Here is a 17,578-nt window from a genome sequence, read left to right as displayed (position 1 = left end):
CTTCGTTGTAGCCAATCGAAAAATTAAAGATTAACGCTTGTCGTTCCAGAAGTTAACCGGCTGCACTTTTTTACTTAATACTTCAAAACGATACCCTTCTGCCTTCAATGTTTTTAATACTTGCGGTAATACTTTTAGCGTTGCTTCCTGGTCGTGCATAAGCACAACAGGTGTTGTTCCGCTCTTTTGCACATTGTGGATCTGCTTCATTACACTGTTATAGACTTTCTGGTGATCTTTCTTGTATTTCCAATCTTCCGAATCGACATTCCAGTCCCATAGATGGAATCCACCCTGACCCAGCAGTACATTACGGAATGCCGGTTTGAGATAAGGTTTACTACCATATGGCGTTCGAACGAGACTTGTTTTAACTCCGGCAACCTTGTTCAGACTTGCATTGGCCTGTTGCATCTCTTTCAATCCGGTATATGCAGATTTATAGAATTTGCCTGGAACGTGAGTCACACCATGCAGACCCAATCCATGCCCGTCAGCTACGATTCGTTTGGTAGCCTTCTGAAATTGCTCCATCCGAGGACCCAGCATGAAAAACGTTGCCTTCGCATGATACTGATCCAGAATATCCAGTAACTGACCCGTATGAGCGGTTGGCCCATCATCAAACGTCAGGTATATGATTTTGGAATTTGTTTTGCTTGCTCCATCCTTGGATGCAGCTGATTCGGCAGATACCGACTGCGGCAATAATAGTGGAATGATTAGTAAAATAGCAAGTGTGACCATGATAGATTTACGAATATGTAGCATAATTAAAAGTCTCCCTTATGTGTTATATTTCCCCGGGTGTCCATGTTTTTCTACCTTCATCCCTTGGCGATTAATCCTAATACTATCAAAGATAGTGGCTCCTGTTCTCGCTCCAAAGGCTACGGTAGAGTTACACTTTTGTCAGATAAACCTAAAATTTAATACGAATTTGATAGATTTGCGCAAAATAAGATCCCGCCAGGATAGATCAATTGTGACATATCCTCTATTACCCATATTTAGAATTTTGATAGACCTTTACTCCAATTCAAGTAAATCAATACAATCATTAAATATCGTTGCATGCAAAAAAACCTGCACAAGTGCAGGCTTCTTTGTCTTCAATCAGCATATGGCATCAAACCATCATCCCTTGCAAGGGGATTGCCCCATTGCATTCAGGATCATTACCTCATGCTGTATGTAAATGGTGTTTTGACGCTGGAATCTTTTTGACTCCCTACGTGCATTTATTCAGCAGGAGCTGTGAACGAACGTTTGCCAAACTCGGCATCCAGCATGTAGAAGGCATTGCTGTCTTTTTCAATGCGGCGCAGCTTCTGAATAATGTTGTCAAACAATGCTTCCTCTTCAACCTGCTCATCAATGAACCATTTCAGGAAATACATCGTTGCATGTTCACGTTCATTCAGAGCGATGTCAGCCAGATTGTAGAATTTTTTCGTGTTTTGCTGTTCATGAGCATAACCATGTTCAAATACATCCAGCATCGAAGCATATTCATTCTTCGGTTCTGGCAAAGCCGCAAGTGTGGCACGTTGTCCACGATCATTCAGGAATTTGTATATTTTCATGCCATGGAATCGCTCTTCTTCCGCTTGCACGATGAAGAAGTTCGCAAATCCATCCAGACTTTTGCTGGAACAATAAGCTGCCATAGCCAGATATACATGAGCGGAATAAAACTCAAAGTTCATCTGTTCATTTAAAGATTCTGTTAACGTTTGGCTCATAATCAAAACACCTCTTTCTTTCTCTAGGGATGGTTATATTCTAACATAACGTAAGCAGGACTTACACCGATTTTCTACAAAATTCGCCAAGGACTGAACGATCAAAAAAGCTCTGCCGCGATGGCAGAGCTTCTTTCATTCTTTAGAGATATGCAATTATACCAAGAACGCTTTGGAGATGATAACCAACAGGATGAACAGAACCAGAATGGCACCTACAGAAGTGAAACCTCCGTATCCGTAGCCTCTTGTTTCTCCACCTAATACTTCGCTCATTGACCGTACCTCCTCTGCAACAGGTATGGGTTATCTTATGCAGGAAGAACAACTTTGACAGGGCGGATGCCCTAATTATTCAGATTGCTGTTTTTTTCGTTCAGTACCGGGGAGATTGCACACGCATGATATCCAGAAAAGGCACCTTCGCCGTGAACTCTTCTTCGGTATACTCTACATGCACGAGTCGTGTACGGGAGTCCATTTTGACGATAACTCCTTGCACCTGATCTTCTTTGCCCCATACCGTCAACAGTACTTCCGAACGTTCCCGAAAGGCTTCAACCAGTTGGTTTCCCAACTCTTCAAGTTCAAACTCATCCCGTGTAGGTCTTTTTGCTACTTTTGCTTTTGCCAATGTGGCTGCCTCCTCTACTCCGACGTCCCGATTCCACGGGTTGATTGCCGAGTTCATATTCAATTAGTATACCATTCATTTACGTTCGTGTAATCTCATGGCATCCAGAATGAGCAAATTCCTCAGGCAAGTTACCGTTAACCGTGATACCTCCTATTCTTCTCCATACTCCACAATGATGCTGTACTCATTTGATCGGGTTTCGCCAGCCCGTTTTTGCCCAATGTAATCTTAGCTCTCATGCTTAAAATATAATCATTTGCGTTTTGTTCATTGTAATTTATAATCATCATATACGAGAGTAATTCTGTCGTACCATTATGATGCAGTCAGCGGTGATATATGAAAGGTTTCCATACGCACAATAGCCACATTCCAACAGAGTACGAGTTCAAACATTCCAAATGGATTCAAAAAATGCTCCATGCCTACTGGATTGTTATCATCGCACATTTCGCCATTCAGATTGGCTGTTTCCTGGTTCTGGAGTATGATCGCACACCTACCGATTTCTTGATGAATGTCCTGTTCTGGCCTACGACCGTCAGCAGTTCATGCATTTTGTTCGCAAGTTGGGTTGATCGGCGCTTCAGTTCATATTCCTTTTACACCATGTCTATAGCCAGCACGGTTATCGCCTGGACGATTATTCATGTCAATTATGACATTCGGATTATATTAGCAATCTGTCTGTTGCCCATCTTCGCTTCAGTGCTGTTCTTCAGTAAAAAGAGAGTCTGGATTGTCTTTCTGATGCAGATGACTGGTTACTTTCTAGTTTTGTTCGACCCGGCTTACCGGTTGTACCTGTCTTCATTTGACATGGTATCCATTCCTGCTTTTCTAATCCTAGGTACATATGTAGCACAGGTTATCGTAACCAGCGGCGTTGAGGTGCTCGATGATCTTCAGGCCAGCATGCTTGCCAAGCAGGACCTTATTGTGCGAAATGCCATTATGACCAAACAGTCCAAAACAGACGGTTTAACCAACCTTTATAATCAAAGCTCATTCAAGGATTATTATGAAAAAGCATTTGAGTATGCCAACAGTGGCATGAGTCTGCATCTTTCCCTGATCGATATTGATGACTTCAAATCCATTAATGATACGTATGGTCATCGGGTTGGAGATATCATTCTGGAGAAAGTGTCCCTGATCATTCAGGAAACCATTACATCAAGTGATATTGCAGCACGGTACGGGGGCGAAGAGTTCGCCTTATTGATGTTTGAGCAATCTTTCAAGCAGGCCTATGCCTTGGTGGAACAGATTCGTCAGAAGATTGCCCTGATGGGGCATCTGGAACTTGAAGGAGCTTCCATCACGGTGAGTATCGGTCTCAAAAGCTACAGTCCCAATCTAACCAAAGACAAATTGTTCGAGGAAGTGGATGCCTGTCTGTATGCCGCCAAACGAACAGGTAAAAATAAAACCGTAACATCACTTGATCTGACTTCGTCCTTGGCAGAGAAAATGTAAATAAAAAAGTTGTGCTGTACACCGGAATTCCGGTTTGGACAACACAACTTTTTTGGGGTTTGAATACGATCAGCAGGCCGATCTTTTTCATACGTCTATGTTTTCATTCCGCCCATTCCCAGCGATGACGATTTTGCTCCAGCATCGGATGCAGGTATTCGGACGATCCGTCAATGATGAGACGCAACTCTTTGATCCAATCCTTGAAGGAATCAAATGAAGCAAACATATTCGCCATCTCTATCGTCAAATACAGAAAGTGAGGGGCTGGATATTCCGCAGTGATATGCCGCAGCGCGCTATCCACAGGTGTATATTTTTTTCTCTTGCCCTCAAGCCCCTCCACACGTATACGTGAAGTTGGATGTTCCCGCCGCCAATCATGCAGGCGATCTTCTCTTTTGTAATATGCCCGTATCGGTTCCTTGCTCATTCGTTTAAACGTGCTCTCGTGTAAAGGATACAGCACAAGCTGTGTGAATGAGCGGGTACCCACCGTTGCAGCGGCTCGCTCGAGTTGCTCATCAGTCACATGTTCAAACGAGTCATAAAAAGTCAGTGTACCTTTGTGGCTGGCCGCAGGTGGCTCATAACCATAAGGTACAGATGTATATTTTCCAGACATTTCACCCCTCCTTGTCTATACGCATATTCGCACAAAGATGATTGGGATAACCCCGCTAATGTTATTATACGCTAAGGATCCTGCTTCAACTCGGAATAAAATGTCATTCTGTTCTTGCCTGCACGTTTGGACTCATATAGAGCTTCGTCCGCCATCCGAATAATCTCACTTGGGTTGTCGCTGTTGGTTGGATATTCAGCACCTCCAATACTACATCCAATTCGAATTCGCTCGTAATCGATAATAAACGGCTTGTTCAGACTTTGAATGATGGCTTCTGCATAAGCCATGGCTTCTTCCCTCGGATGACTTCCAATCGACTGAAGTACAATGAGGAATTCATCTCCACCCAATCGGACCGTTATCCCCTTCTCCTGACCAAGAGCAGACAGTCGCTGAGCCACTTTCTGTAACAATACATCTCCCGTCTGATGTCCAAGTGTATCGTTGACCCGTTTGAATCCATCGAGATCCAGATAGAGAAAAGTTAGCGTGTGATTTTCACTTTCGGTCTCCAGAGACTCCTCCAGATACACTTCTAGGGCAGTGCGGTTCGGCAGTCTAGTCAACTGATCAAAATGCGCCAGATTCTGCATCACAACCAGCTCTGAGTTTTTATTCATAAGAGAGGTCAGCATATCCCGAAGCGAACGGGACAACACTTCAATCTCCTTAATCCCCTTAATCGCAGGAATCTCAAGCTCTTCCCCTGCACGCAGTCGATTGGCTACTCTGGTAAGACGCACAAGTGGGGCAGAGATCAGACGTGAGACAAACCAGCCAATCAGTGCAAACAGCACGGTAACGGCAAGTCCAGACCACACATTAAACCACATCAGGTCAAACACAGAAGCAAAAGCAGATGACTTGACTTGACGAATGACTACGGTCCAGCCTAATCCGGGATAATCCAGATGACCCTGGCTGTAGGCAAACCCTGTCACATATTCATTCCCGTCAGGCCACTTTTCAATGGACCAACTGCTTTTGTTGCGCTGGGCCTCTTCAATGCCGGGCAATACCATCGGTTTACCGACCCATTCCTTCGGACCGAGCAGCACGGTATGTTCCTTTTTGCTCACGATAAAAAACTCAATGTCCTTTTCTTCCCTTTTCAATGGGGCAAGTACAGATTCCTCAACTTCCTTCGCCCACTCCCAGCTTAAATGTGCAGCGAGCACACCTTGAATCATTCCTTTGCTATCTTTCAGCGGAAAACTGATATCGACAAATTGCAACGGCTCTCCCGTTGGATTCGGAAGCAGCTTGGCTAGAAGAACTGCATTATGCACATCTCCAATGAATTTACCCCTGATTCCCTCCTGATACACAGGTCGCTCTGATAAATTTTCCCCAAGCAAAATACCATCCGTGGCAGCTAATACTTTTCCCTTCGGGTCCATGAATCCAACCCATGAGAATGAGGGAAAGCTGTCTTGTAACTGATCCAGCAGCATCTGAATCTCATCAGGTTGGAATCCATCTTCCAACGAAGCCATTCGGCCCAACAGGTCCAGTTCACCCGCGCGAGCAGACATGAAACGATCCAGCTTGTCCGAAGCCTGTGAGGCCGTGCCTGTAAGCGAGTGACCAATCTCAGTCTCTACAGCAACAAATGACTTTTGGCTAAAAATAGACCCAATCGTCAGGGTAACCAGCAAGGATAACATAGCACAGATGACTGTGAGCACAGTTCTAATTTTGAATGACATTACTTCCTCCATTACACGGTGAAACCATCTTGCTTTTCAACATAACTATGCTGCAAAGAGTACACGGAATGTCACCTAATCGTTTTCATATTTATCGGAACTTGTATGTTTTTTTATTATACGTGTACATACAATATTATACTGAAATCTTCACCGTGTTTCTTCCATTCAAAGAATAGACACGATTCTGTATATACATACTTGGGTTATGAATATAGAGAGCAAGCATATCCTTCAAAGGATCATGTGCCTGTATGTCACAGAGAGAGAAATCGAAATACTAAACATTGGGGGTGTAATGTTGAGCCTGCTTCATGTTGCTATTATTCTGCCTTTTGCCGCTGGCATATTTCTTGCCATGCTGCATCGTTTCTTCCGTAAAAAACATTTGGGATGGCCGGTTCTCCTTGTCCCGGCACTATTATTTGTATACTTTGCGAGTCTCATACCCGCTGTGTCACAGCGCAATACCGTATCTGGAAATATCCCGTGGATTCCTTCACTGGACATTGGATTTAATCTGTATCTGGACGGTCTGAGCCTCATGTTGACACTGCTAATCACCGGAATTGGTGTCCTCGTTGTTCTCTACTCCATCTTCTACATGGATATGAAAGAAGCGCTGAACCGTTTCTACCTGTATCTGTTGATGTTCATGGGAGCCATGCTGGGCGTGGTGCTGTCTGATAATATGATCGTGCTCTACGGATTCTGGGAATTGACCAGTATTACGTCATTCCTGTTGATTGCATTCCATTACAAACGTAAAGCCTCGACTTCAGGAGCACAAAAATCATTCCTGATTACAGTATTTGGCGGTTTTGCCATGCTTACCGGATTCATGATGATGTATCTCATTACCGGAACATTCAGTATTCGTGCAACTATTACAGGATTGGGTCAGTTTCAGGAAAGCGCACTATTTCTACCCGCACTTGTCTTGATCCTGATTGGAGCTTTCACCAAGTCAGCTCAGTTCCCATTTCATATCTGGCTGCCGGATGCCATGGAAGCTCCGACACCTGTCAGTGCCTATCTTCACTCAGCCACCATGGTCAAGGCCGGACTGTACGTTGTAGCCCGGTTTACACCAATCTTCGGTGGACAGGGACTCTGGTTCTGGCTCGTTACCGGCGTTGGTCTTCTGACTTTGTGTTATGGATCATTCCTGGCGGTGAAAAAAAACGATCTCAAAGCAATTCTCGCCTATTCGACCATCTCTCAACTTGGTCTGATCATGTCCCTCTTAGGGGTTGGATCTGCAGCTCTCTACTTCGGATATGGCGAGTCCTCTGCAATGTACACCGTAGCGATAACCGCTGCGCTGCTTCACCTGTTTAATCATGCGACATTCAAAGCCGCTCTGTTTATGGTCGTAGGCATTGTCGATCATGAAACGGGCACTCGTGACATTCGGAAGCTCGGTGGACTTGCTTCGTTCATGCCAATTACATTCACCGTAGCATTGGTCGGCTCACTTGCCATGGCAGGTATTCCACCATTCAACGGATTCCTGAGCAAAGAGCTATTCTTCCAAGCCATGGTCGAAGTCACGCATCTGCGAATCTTTGGACTTGGATCCTGGAGTGTTCTATTGCCGGTATTTGCTTGGCTTGCAAGTGTGTTCACTCTGATCTATGCACTTATTATCGTGTTCAAAACATTCCTCGGTCGTAGCCAAAGCGAAATCCCTGCCGAGAAGTTACACGAAGCACACGCCGGTATGCTCATTCCGCCCGTTGTACTCGGTGTTCTTGTCATCGTCTTCGGAGTCTTTCCGAACCTGTTGGCCGGATCACTGATCGAACCGGCAATGGCCGCTGTGCTTCCTTCCCTATTGAATGGGAACGAACGCTTCGATGTACATTTCTCTCTGTGGCATGGATGGACTCCGGAACTGATTATGACGATCGGAGTCGTGATTCTGGGAATCACTCTCTATAAGCTGTTGCCACGATGGAGGAATATTTATGAGCACTATCCGCAAGGATTAACGATTAACAATATGTACCATGTCGTACTGGATAATCTCCAGCATTATGCACGCAAATGGACGGAAGCCTATATGAATGGCTCGGTTCGTAATTATCTTGTGTATATATTTTCATTCACGGTTGCGCTACTGGTCTATGCCTTCTTCCGTTCAGGCGAAAATATCACATGGAATCTGCAGGGCAATGCGCCCTACTCATTCTATGAGGTTGTACTGTTAGTCACACTCATTGGTGCTGCAGTTTCGATTCCTTTTGCCAAGAACAGACTCTCGGCAGTCATTATGACCGGAGCAGTTGGTTACCTTGTAACTCTGCTGTTTGTACTCTTCCGGGCGCCGGATCTGGCGTTGACGCAGATGATTGTTGAGACGGTATCGGTTGCACTGTTCCTGCTCTGCTTCTACCATCTGCCTGAACTGCAACGTGGCAAATCGAGCCGCCGTTATCTCACGGTCAATATGATCGTAGCGATCGCAGTAGGTGTCGTGATGACTTTTGTTGCACTGGCTGCAAGCGGCACCGCATCACTCGACAGCATATCTACTTTCTTCCTTCAGGAAGCCTATGATTCGGCCGGTGGTAAAAATGTCGTGAACGTGTTGTTGGTAGATTTCCGTGGCTTCGATACGTTATTGGAGATTATGGTGCTTGGTGTTGCTTCCTTGTCCATCTACTCCATGATTAATCTGAACCTCGAAGCAAAGGATCTCGGAGCCCGATTGAAATTCCGCAAGAAGGACGAACCTCAGGATTCCGAGCCTGATCTGGATGATGAAGCGGACAATACGAAAAAGTATGGTAACCGCGAACGCAGCTCATCCTCGTGGGACACTGTCCCTTTGCAAAGTAATGATGTATTGCTGCAAACGACCACCAAGGTCGTTGTGTTCATTATTCTCACGTTCGCCATGCATCTGTTCTTCGCAGGACATCACAATCCGGGCGGAGGCTTCATCGGCGGCTTGGTAACCGCAGCAGCGCTCGTATTGATTGCCCTGGCATTCAGTACGGATACAATACGCAAAGCGTTACCCGTAGATTTCCGTATTCTAACAGGAATCGGTTTGGGTATAGCCCTACTGACGGGCGCGGGTTCATTTATATTCGGAGTCCCGTTCCTCAGCCAAACCTTCGGCTATTTCGAACTTCCTTTGCTGGGAGAGACCGAACTCGCCACGGCCATGCTGTTTGATCTTGGCGTGTATCTCGCTGTCCTAGGTGTCACCATGACCATCATTCTACAGATCGGGGAGGATCGTTGATATGGAAATATTGATGTGTGTGGCCGTTGGCATTCTGTTTGCGGTTGCCGTCTTTTTAATCTTGTCGCGGAGCCTGCTCCGCATCGTTCTTGGCATGTCCATACTGACCCATGGTGTGCATCTGTTGTTGATTACCATGTCACGTCTCAAAACCGGGGCACCACCGCTGCTTGGGGAGATGGCTGAACGCTATGTCGATCCTCTTCCTCAGGCGTTGATATTAACATCAATTGTTATTAATTTCGGGCTCACTGCCTTCTTCTTCGTTCTCTCCTATCGCTCCTATCTGAAGCTGAGAACAGACGATATGGAAGAAGTAAGGGGGCGCCCATATGAATAATCTCGTCGTTCTGCCGATTCTCTTGCCATTGATTACAGGTGTTCTGGCTCTTCTGTTTTTCCGGAAAACGAACATCCAGCGGATCATTAGTGTCTTCGGACTTTTGTTCACCGCAGCGGTCTCAACGATACTCATAACGCGAGTAGCCCAAAGCGGAGTTCTCACGCTGAATATGGGAGGATGGGCACCTCCATATGGTATTGTGCTTGTTGCAGACATGGTCTCGGCACTACTTGTCGTTGCCGCTTCCATCATTGCGCTGGCCTGCCTGCTGTATGCGTTCCGCAGTGTGAACCAGGAACGGGAAGAGCATCACTTCTATCCGTTCTTTCATTTCCTGATCGCCGGCGTTAACGGTTCATTCCTAACCGGTGATTTGTTCAATTTGTTCGTCTGCTTTGAACTGATGCTCATCTCTTCCTATGCACTGATCGTATTGGGAGGTACGGAAAGACAGCTTCGGGAAACGATCAAATATGTCTTGATTAACATCGTTTCTTCAGCACTGTTTGTCGCTTCCATCGGCTTCCTCTACTCGATTACTGGCACACTGAACATGGCAGACTTGTCTGTAAAGATTGCTGAAGTGGGACAGAGCGGGGTCATTACCCTGATTGCCGTACTCTTCCTGATTGTATTTAGCATCAAAGCCGGATTGTTCCTGTTCTTCTGGTTATCCGGCTCTTATGCCGCGCCACCTGCTGTTGTCACTGCACTGTTCGCAGGGTTGTTGACCAAGGTTGGCCTGTACGCCATTGTGCGAACATTCACACTGATCTTCTATCATGATCCAGATTTCTTCCATGCTCTAATCGGATGGATGGCTGGTGCAACGATGGTCCTTGGTGTCATCGGTGCGATCTCATACCGCGATGTGAACAAGATTCTCATCTACAACGTGGTCGCAGGTGTTGGCTTTGTCGCTTTCGGTATGGCTTCGGCCAGTCGCCCTGCACTGGAAGGTCTGCTTTTCTATATGCTGCATGATATGTTGATCAAAACATTGCTCTTCCTGCTCGGCGGCGCCTTGATCGCTGTTGCCGGAACACCAAAACTTGACAACATGGGTGGCCTGATACACCGCTATCCGTTACTCGGCTGGATGTTCTTCATTAGTGCACTTGCCTTGGCAGGCTTGCCTCCATTCAGTGGGTTCCCGGGCAAGTTGCTTCTCTTCGAAGGCGGCTTGCAAGCAGGCTTGTATGGCCTGACCGGCATTGCCGTACTGTCCAGCTTGCTAATGTTATATTCGGTACTACGCATCTTCATACAAGCGTTCTGGGGCGAACCACCTGCCGGGGTTATAAGACGCCCTTACGCGGTGAACGGCCTGCTGATTCCAGCCGGAATTCTGTTTGTATTCATCATCGTAATGGGTGTGGGGGCTGAAGGCATGTTCCAATTGACCTCCCGCGCAGGCGATATTTTACTGCATCCCAATATTTATATTGATGCCGTATTGAAGGAGTAGATGTCTATGGCCTTTCAGATTGTACTGAATCTTATCATTGCTTTTGTATGGATGTTTCTGAACAATGCCTGGAATGGTGTTGGTTTTCTCATAGGTTACCTGCTCGGACTGCTTCTCATCGGGGGGATGCGCAGATTCTTCCCCCAGCGCTTCTATGTTGTGCGAGTCTGGGCCATCTTCAAACTGATTACTCTGCTGTTCAAGGAACTGGTGCGAGCCAGCATTGAGGTTATACGCCAGATTATCAAGCCAAAGTTAGATATAAGGCCCGGTATTTTTACGTATAAAACTCAATTGTCCTCGGATTGGGAAGTTACTCTGCTCTGCTTACTCATCTCATTGACACCAGGTTCTCTGCCGCTTGAGATCTCGGGTAACCAACGCAAACTGTTTATTCACGCACTGGATATCAAGGATGAACAGAAAATGAGAGATGATATCCAAAATACATTTGAAAAAGCAATTATGGAGGTGACGCGTTAATGTTATCCTCACTGTTGTTCATCTCATTGCTCATTCTCTCCTTAGCCATTCTGGGTTGCTTGTACAGGGTGCTGCGGGGACCATCCATGGCTGACCGGATCACGGCACTGGATACCATCGGTATCAATGTGATTGCCATCGTTGCCGTTCTGTCGATGATGCTGCAAACCCAAGCCTATCTGGATATTATCTTGCTGATTGGCATTTTGGCCTTTTTAAGTACAGTGGCATTTGCACGTTATATTGAACGGGGGGCGGTATTCAAAAATGATGGAGATCGTTAAAGTAGCCGCTGAAACCGCTATAGGTCTACTCGTACTGCTCGGTGCACTACTCAGTGCACTCAGCGCATTCGGACTTATTCGTCTGCCTGATGTATATCTACGTGCCCATGCCGCAACCAAAAGTATGACACTTGGTGTGTTCTGTGTATTAAGTGCTACATTTTTCTACTTCTGGTACTTCGATAACTATATCAGTGCCCGCTTGTTGTTAGGTATCCTGTTTGTATTCATCACAGCTCCGGTCGCCGGACATCTGAATGGTCGGGCCGCCTATCGCACAGATGTACCCCTGTGGGAGCAGAGCGTGCAAGATGAACTGGAACCCTTGTTAAAAGGGAAAAAAGTGAACCATGAAGCCAAGGACATGATGGAGTAATCCCCAGCCTGGGCATAACGAATACCCCCGAGGATCAGCTGCCCGTTTCGCGGCATGTTCCCGGGGGTATTTGTTTACTTTTTCATACACGGATCCTATCAGCCGTGATTATGCAGACTGATTAAGTAGTAAAGTCAGAATCCATTCAGTCCCTGTCTTCTCAGATCCGCAGCCACAATACGTGCAAGCTCGGCAGCCCCTTGACGATTCGGATGCAGACTATCCCCTGTCATATACAGAGCAAGTGTTGCCGCAGGACCAATGGACGTGAAATAGGCAGAACTCAGCTTGTTCAGTTCAACAAGGGTAACCCCCTCTTCCTGAGCAAGAGCACGAGTGGATGGATTGTACCAGCGGTTCTCCGCTTGATGTACGTTGGCTGAATTAAAGTCCGTTGCCCGACCCTGAGGCGTGGAGAGGATAACCGTCGCTCCTTTGTTCTTCGCCTGACGAACCATATCCCGCATAATCTCTTTGAACTGAGCCTCCGTTGTATTGTTCTTGGCATTGGTATCATTAATTCCGAGTTGCAAAATAAAATAATCTCCTGGTTTGATATACTTCAGAATGGCCTCCATCTGACCATCATCACGGAACCCTCTCGCAAACTGACCACTTGCCGCCATATTGCGAACCTGGAACGTAGCATTGTTCACATAGGACGGAAACAGTTGCCCCCAACCTCCTTGTACACTGCTGCCAAGCGGATAGTAATTGCAGACTGTTGAATCGCCACCAATGTAGATCGTGCGGTTGGTTACAGTCTGATTGGATATTTTTCGGATTTCTAGAGCACTAAGTGTGAACGCGGTACCTGTCTTCCCTTCCGTAACCAGCAGGTTTAATTGTCCATCAGTCACCGGAATCTGGAACTGATCCGCTGCTCCGTTGCCCGTCATATTGATGATCTGGTAGACACCTTCTGCAGCCACGCTGGCTCTGGCAGTATTGCCCAGGACTACTTTAACTTCATATAGGCCATTGGACAGATTCACATTGAAGGTATTGGTGCTCTTGGTGCCGTACGTCAGAAACTGTACAGCGTCACTCTTAACCCCGCTTCCCGAGGCAGACACATTCCTCATCTGTGCAGGTGTGTTGAAGCCATAGCCTTTCGTAGGCGTATAAGCATCTCCTGCAGAAACACCTGTGTAACCGCTCTCAACTAGACCCGAGCCAAAATCAAATCTGTAGTTGTCCGTTGCAGCCTCAGCAACCTGCCCCCCGCTGCTTCCCAGACCTCCCCCGATCATACTTGCAAACAGAATAAGACACAGTAGATATTTTACGGATGTTGACCATTTCATTACTGAATTCTCCTCTCGAATCAGAATTAAATTAGTTGAACTAAAAATTATTTACACAGACACTACGAAGACAGAATAATCTTCCAATCGCTGTTATCCCCAGATTTTTCGATTTCCTTTTCTCAAGGGAAAATCCGGTGATAGCGTATGCTTCCGATGTAGCTTTCTTTCAGAAAGCTTTTAGGCGAAGTGTATGCTTTCGAAGTAGCTTTCTTGCAGAAAGCTTGTAGCTTCGCTTTTTCATTTTTTTCTATCTTCTCCGTTATCGTGTAAATGATTAGTTCAACTTATATAGATGGTAATAAGCCTCAGCTTCACAGCACTTGATCAAGCCATTCATATGCTTTTGCTCCACTAATCTCATGTCCACCTGTAAAGAAATCCGCATCCAGCGATTCTTCTGCTCCCGCCTGTTCGTAGATGTGTGTCAATCGCTTATAGGCCTCTCTTGCTGCATGGAGCGGAAATACCTGGTCATTACTTCCTGCTTCAATAAAAAGTGGCCTAGGGACAATCAGACCGATGATGTCCGGCAAATCCGCTTCACGCAGAATTCCTGGCACATAGTTGTCCAGACAATGGTTCCGATCCAGTATGCTGCCATGGAATGTACTTGCATAGCCACTCACTACAACTGCACGGAAACGTTCATCCAGCGCAGCTGTAAATGCGGTAACGAGTCCACCGCCAGAAATCCCCATACTTCCAACTCGCTGCGAATCCACATCAGGCCGAGTCGATAAATAATCCAGTACTCGCGTTGTTTCATATACCCGATGTCCGGCAAGGGTCTGCCCCACCATGAGCAGATGCGAAGCAATTTTCGTACAGGAGCTTGCACCTGGTGGCGCTTCACGATCTTCCTCCAGTCTGCGATCACCAAATCCGAGCAACTCTGGAGCCGCAACCACGTAACCCCGCTTCACTAGAGCAACTGCAAAATCCTTGTGTAATCCAGGCTCTCCTGTCCGTGGCGAACCATCCGGTTCCATACCAGAGATCTCCCGGCTGCCATACCCGTGCCCGTGACATGCTACGATAGCAGGTCTTTTCGCATCGGTAACACTTATATCACTTGGAATCAACACATATATAGGCATGCGAAGTCCTGCATAAGTCGTGATCTCGATCCGCTCCCGTATATATCCATCACATGTGTTTCGTTCCAGTAATACAGGATGAAGTGCTGCCGCCATCGTTGGAAAACCACCCAGTCGTTCTTTTACGCGTGTACGCAACTGACTTCGCCATAACTCAAGGGGTTGATCTGCATGATAAGCGGAACGGCCACGAAGATTCGTTTGTTGTTGCAGGTAGGCTTCAATATCCGACATGGGCCTGTGTCCCTCCTGTTTTCGTAGGATAACTAAATGATCGACCGACCGAAATATTTGATTAATCCAGTCCATTATAGAACATCTATGTCACTTATGAATTGAACATGTTTGCCTGTTTTAAATGGAATCACACGATTGCTAGCCAAAAAAGGATATCTCCAACCTGATGACAGGTTTCGGAAATACCCTTCATTATAACTGACCTGGTAACCACCAGTTCCATCTGCCCATTAACTTCATCAGGGCAGGGACCAATATTAGGCGGATCAGCGTAACGTCAATCAGTACTGCTGCCGTGATTCCGATCCCCAACTGCCTTACACCTGCGATTTCTGCAAAAGCAAACGGTACGGTCACCGCAAGCAGTATGGCTGCGGCGGAGGTAATTAGACGGCCTGTAGAGGCCAATCCCTGTTGAACTGCCATGTCACTGTCTCCGGTTCGTCTATAGACTTCCTGAATACGACTCAGCATAAATACCCCATAATCCATGGATATGCCGAACACCAATCCCGCAATGAATACAGGAATCATAATGGCAATGGCTGACGGTTCCATCCCCAGATGTCCTTGATTGAACACCCATACCAATATGCCAAATGAAGCGGCTAAGCTGAGCAGATTCATCAGAATTGCCTTGATTGGAATGAGCATCGATCGGAATGCCGCCAGTAACACAAGATAATTGGTGACCACTACAAATACCAGCACTTTGGGCAGTTGACTTGTGACTTCCTGCATTATTTCATACTGCTTGGCAGCTTCCCCACCATAACGTAGTTTTACGTTGTTGGAACCTGGTGCATGATCGTTGTTCCTCATTCGTTCAAGCCAATCTGCCACCTGTTCCGAACCAGGCTCCCCGTGCACAGTGGCTATCAATCGTATGGAATGATCAGAGACCGTTGAACGCAGCCATGCCGTCCTTGTTGACTTTTTGCCTTCTATGGAAGGAGTTAGCGACGGTGGAACTTGAAAAAGGCTCTGCGAGTCAGTTTGATTCGGCTGTAATAGTCCCCATGGTGAAACAATGCTCAATACGCCTGAGTCCTGCAGTACTTGACGGGCTTTGTTGTGGGCCAACTGCCAGTGAGAGGCAGTCAACAGTTCCTGCTGTCCGCCAATCACGATCTCGATGGCGGAGGTATTCTTTTGCCCAAAATCATGTTGCAACTGCTCTGCTGCCTGGCGGGATTCCATTCTCTCTGGCAGTGAAGAGGCATCCGGGACGGACAGTTCCAGCCGGGTCACTGGATAAACACACAGGAGCAGCACAACCGTACCTCCAATGGCCATACTGACTGGTCGTTTCATGACCCTTGCTGACCATCTATGCCAGACCGAGCTTCTGGGTAACGAATGGACTAACTTTCGCCTGAAGACCCGACCCGCAGACAATGACAGCAGAGCTGGCAGCAGCGTAACATTTAACAGTAGCGATAGAAGCAGAACAATAATGGCCCCCAAGGAGACACTCAGAAACATCGGCAGTCTGATCCAGAGCAGACCCAGCAACCCAAGGAGCACGCAAGCTGCCGAGAACAACACCGCTCTGCCTGCTGTACGTAATGTTCGCTGAAGAATCTCGCTCCGCAATACCTCGCTCTGCATATCTATGCTGCTGCCCGTAACGTTAGCTTTGCCTTCATCTTCGTAGACCCGCTGAAGTTCTTCCCTGTACCTGCTCAGGATGATCAGGGCAAAGTCTATACTCAGTGCCATGCCCACCATGGGAATCACATTAATGATAAAGTTGGACAATTCCAGATGATAACCAAGGAGTGACGTGACTCCCATAGCGGTAATCACAGCACTGATCCCCATCATGACAGCAATCAACGCGGCATGTAGCCCCCTGAATGCAAAACACAAAATGATCAGGGCAATCGGCAGTCCCACCATCTCTGCCCGTTCCAGATCACGAAAACTCAGATGATTGACATCCTGCTGGACGACTGCCTTTCCCGTCAATTGCACCGTACCTGGACCGTCTGTTGCCAGCACGGAGCGCAACTGCTCCAGCGGAGGACCCATCTGATGCGCAGGCACATCCATTTTCATAAGGGCATATGCCCTATGGTCTTGAAGCGTCACCCTTTCGCTAGCATCCAGAGGGGAAGTGATAGAGGTTACTGCAGGCAGCCCTCGAACCTGTGTCAAACGATCCTTGATCCACTGCCGGAACTGTAACGGCGAGGTATTTTCCTTTTTCTCAAAAACCAGAATAACCGGATCAGCAGGAGAACTGAATTCGTCCTCCAGTACAAGTTCAACCGCTTGCGCATCCCCGTGAACCCGTTTTAAGCCGTGATCCTGAACAATGTCAGGTAACTTCCACGCCCAGACCGCTGACATCCCGATGATAAATACCCAGCAGAGAATAATGAACCGCGGATATCGGCTGATGAGGACAGCAAGTCTGCGATAACCCATACCTAAGCTCCTCTGCGATCAGATTAATCATTCGATTATGTTCATCGGTAAGATCATAAGCACATTCATACACTTGCGGTGTATGTCTCCTTC

General features: G+C 46.8%; 16 protein-coding genes. 7 read left to right on the top strand and 9 right to left on the bottom strand.

The annotated features are described in order from the left end of the window. Positions 1-30: 30 nt before the first annotated feature. The 4 genes from MKY66_RS12815 to MKY66_RS12800 all read right to left on the bottom strand — a co-directional run bounded on the left by MKY66_RS12815 (position 31) and on the right by MKY66_RS12800 (position 2,379). Positions 31-771 carry a polysaccharide deacetylase family protein gene (locus MKY66_RS12815; RefSeq protein WP_076217025.1) on the bottom strand — a complete coding sequence of 247 codons (741 nt, stop codon included), beginning with the start codon at positions 769-771 and terminating at the stop codon, positions 31-33. Positions 772-1,241: 470 nt separating this feature from the next. After that, complete coding sequence (locus MKY66_RS12810) at positions 1,242-1,745, bottom strand: ferritin (protein WP_076217026.1); 504 nt, start codon at positions 1,743-1,745, stop codon at positions 1,242-1,244. Positions 1,746-1,901: 156 nt separating this feature from the next. Then, complete coding sequence (locus tag MKY66_RS12805; RefSeq protein ID WP_017688846.1) at positions 1,902-2,021, bottom strand: hypothetical protein; 120 nt, start codon at positions 2,019-2,021, stop codon at positions 1,902-1,904. Between the two features lie 100 nt (positions 2,022-2,121). After that, positions 2,122-2,379: a YolD-like family protein gene (locus tag MKY66_RS12800; protein WP_036608707.1), complete on the bottom strand. Its 258-nt coding sequence runs from the start codon at positions 2,377-2,379 to the stop codon at positions 2,122-2,124. Between the two features lie 342 nt (positions 2,380-2,721). Between MKY66_RS12800 and MKY66_RS12795 the strand changes: the two genes are divergently transcribed. Then, the gene (locus tag MKY66_RS12795) at positions 2,722-3,861 is read left to right on the top strand and encodes a GGDEF domain-containing protein (RefSeq protein WP_076217027.1); all 1,140 of its coding nucleotides are present in this window, start codon (positions 2,722-2,724) and stop codon (positions 3,859-3,861) included. A 103-nt stretch (positions 3,862-3,964) separates the two neighbouring features. Here the strand turns inward: MKY66_RS12795 and MKY66_RS12790 are convergent, their stop codons facing one another. Both MKY66_RS12790 and MKY66_RS12785 read right to left on the bottom strand, forming a co-directional pair. Further along, on the bottom strand, positions 3,965-4,486 hold the full coding sequence (locus MKY66_RS12790) for a hypothetical protein (protein WP_076217028.1): 522 nt from the start codon (positions 4,484-4,486) through the stop codon (positions 3,965-3,967). A gap of 71 nt (positions 4,487-4,557) precedes the next feature. Further along, positions 4,558-6,198 carry a diguanylate cyclase gene (locus MKY66_RS12785; RefSeq protein WP_076217029.1) on the bottom strand — a complete coding sequence of 547 codons (1,641 nt, stop codon included), beginning with the start codon at positions 6,196-6,198 and terminating at the stop codon, positions 4,558-4,560. Positions 6,199-6,499: 301 nt separating this feature from the next. Here MKY66_RS12785 and MKY66_RS12780 point away from each other — a divergent pair, with 301 nt between their 5' ends. The 6 genes from MKY66_RS12780 to mnhG are packed head-to-tail and all read left to right on the top strand — an operon-like array spanning position 6,500 to position 12,408. Further along, positions 6,500-9,454 (top strand): Na+/H+ antiporter subunit A, encoded by a 2,955-nt coding sequence (locus MKY66_RS12780; protein ID WP_076217047.1) that lies wholly within the window; start codon positions 6,500-6,502, stop codon positions 9,452-9,454. A 1-nt stretch (position 9,455) separates the two neighbouring features. After that, positions 9,456-9,794 (top strand): Na(+)/H(+) antiporter subunit C, encoded by a 339-nt coding sequence (locus MKY66_RS12775; protein WP_036608715.1) that lies wholly within the window; start codon positions 9,456-9,458, stop codon positions 9,792-9,794. Beyond that, positions 9,787-11,265: a Na+/H+ antiporter subunit D gene (locus tag MKY66_RS12770; RefSeq protein WP_076217030.1), complete on the top strand. Its 1,479-nt coding sequence runs from the start codon at positions 9,787-9,789 to the stop codon at positions 11,263-11,265. Before MKY66_RS12775 ends, MKY66_RS12770 begins: the two co-directional genes overlap by 8 nt. A gap of 6 nt (positions 11,266-11,271) precedes the next feature. Continuing rightward, entirely contained in the window at positions 11,272-11,748 is a 477-nt protein-coding gene (locus MKY66_RS12765; RefSeq protein ID WP_047842677.1) for a Na+/H+ antiporter subunit E, read from the top strand. Next, positions 11,748-12,032, top strand: coding sequence for a Na(+)/H(+) antiporter subunit F1 (locus MKY66_RS12760; RefSeq protein ID WP_017688855.1), 285 nt, complete (start codon positions 11,748-11,750; stop codon positions 12,030-12,032). Before MKY66_RS12765 ends, MKY66_RS12760 begins: the two co-directional genes overlap by 1 nt. After that, entirely contained in the window at positions 12,016-12,408 is a 393-nt protein-coding gene (gene mnhG / locus MKY66_RS12755; protein ID WP_017688856.1) for a monovalent cation/H(+) antiporter subunit G, read from the top strand. The genes MKY66_RS12760 and mnhG overlap by 17 nt, the downstream gene beginning before the upstream one ends. Before the next feature lie 134 nt (positions 12,409-12,542). Here mnhG and MKY66_RS12750 read toward each other — a convergent pair whose 3' ends face one another. From MKY66_RS12750 to MKY66_RS12740, 3 genes are all read right to left on the bottom strand, one after another. Then, positions 12,543-13,661 carry a GDSL-type esterase/lipase family protein gene (locus tag MKY66_RS12750; protein WP_256704402.1) on the bottom strand — a complete coding sequence of 373 codons (1,119 nt, stop codon included), beginning with the start codon at positions 13,659-13,661 and terminating at the stop codon, positions 12,543-12,545. A 368-nt stretch (positions 13,662-14,029) separates the two neighbouring features. Further along, complete coding sequence (locus MKY66_RS12745) at positions 14,030-15,124, bottom strand: alpha/beta hydrolase family protein (RefSeq protein ID WP_256704399.1); 1,095 nt, start codon at positions 15,122-15,124, stop codon at positions 14,030-14,032. 120 nt (positions 15,125-15,244) lie between these two features. Continuing rightward, the gene (locus MKY66_RS12740) at positions 15,245-17,485 is read right to left on the bottom strand and encodes an MMPL family transporter (RefSeq protein WP_076217033.1); all 2,241 of its coding nucleotides are present in this window, start codon (positions 17,483-17,485) and stop codon (positions 15,245-15,247) included. Positions 17,486-17,578: the final 93 nt, after the last annotated feature.

The organism is Paenibacillus sp. FSL R5-0766, from assembly GCF_037971845.1.
Taxonomy (GTDB): Bacteria; Bacillota; Bacilli; order Paenibacillales; family Paenibacillaceae; genus Paenibacillus.
Note: the sequence above shows the minus strand (reverse complement) of the source record. Positions and strands in the feature narration are given on the sequence as shown.

Excerpts from the sequence above, each read along its gene's own strand:
- MKY66_RS12815 (WP_076217025.1), bottom strand. The coding sequence starts at position 771 with ATGCTACATATTCGTAAATCTATCATGGTCACACTTGCTATTTTACTA.
- MKY66_RS12810 (WP_076217026.1), bottom strand. The coding sequence starts at position 1,745 with ATGAGCCAAACGTTAACAGAATCTTTAAATGAACAGATGAACTTTGAG.
- MKY66_RS12805 (WP_017688846.1), bottom strand. The coding sequence starts at position 2,021 with ATGAGCGAAGTATTAGGTGGAGAAACAAGAGGCTACGGATACGGAGGT.
- MKY66_RS12795 (WP_076217027.1), top strand. The coding sequence starts at position 2,722 with ATGAAAGGTTTCCATACGCACAATAGCCACATTCCAACAGAGTACGAG.
- MKY66_RS12790 (WP_076217028.1), bottom strand. The coding sequence starts at position 4,486 with ATGTCTGGAAAATATACATCTGTACCTTATGGTTATGAGCCACCTGCG.
- MKY66_RS12785 (WP_076217029.1), bottom strand. The coding sequence starts at position 6,198 with ATGTCATTCAAAATTAGAACTGTGCTCACAGTCATCTGTGCTATGTTA.
- MKY66_RS12775 (WP_036608715.1), top strand. The coding sequence starts at position 9,456 with ATGGAAATATTGATGTGTGTGGCCGTTGGCATTCTGTTTGCGGTTGCC.
- MKY66_RS12770 (WP_076217030.1), top strand. The coding sequence starts at position 9,787 with ATGAATAATCTCGTCGTTCTGCCGATTCTCTTGCCATTGATTACAGGT.
- MKY66_RS12765 (WP_047842677.1), top strand. The coding sequence starts at position 11,272 with ATGGCCTTTCAGATTGTACTGAATCTTATCATTGCTTTTGTATGGATG.
- MKY66_RS12760 (WP_017688855.1), top strand. The coding sequence starts at position 11,748 with ATGTTATCCTCACTGTTGTTCATCTCATTGCTCATTCTCTCCTTAGCC.
- mnhG (WP_017688856.1), top strand. The coding sequence starts at position 12,016 with ATGATGGAGATCGTTAAAGTAGCCGCTGAAACCGCTATAGGTCTACTC.
- MKY66_RS12750 (WP_256704402.1), bottom strand. The coding sequence starts at position 13,661 with ATGATCGGGGGAGGTCTGGGAAGCAGCGGGGGGCAGGTTGCTGAGGCT.
- MKY66_RS12745 (WP_256704399.1), bottom strand. The coding sequence starts at position 15,124 with ATGGACTGGATTAATCAAATATTTCGGTCGGTCGATCATTTAGTTATC.
- MKY66_RS12740 (WP_076217033.1), bottom strand. The coding sequence starts at position 17,485 with ATGGGTTATCGCAGACTTGCTGTCCTCATCAGCCGATATCCGCGGTTC.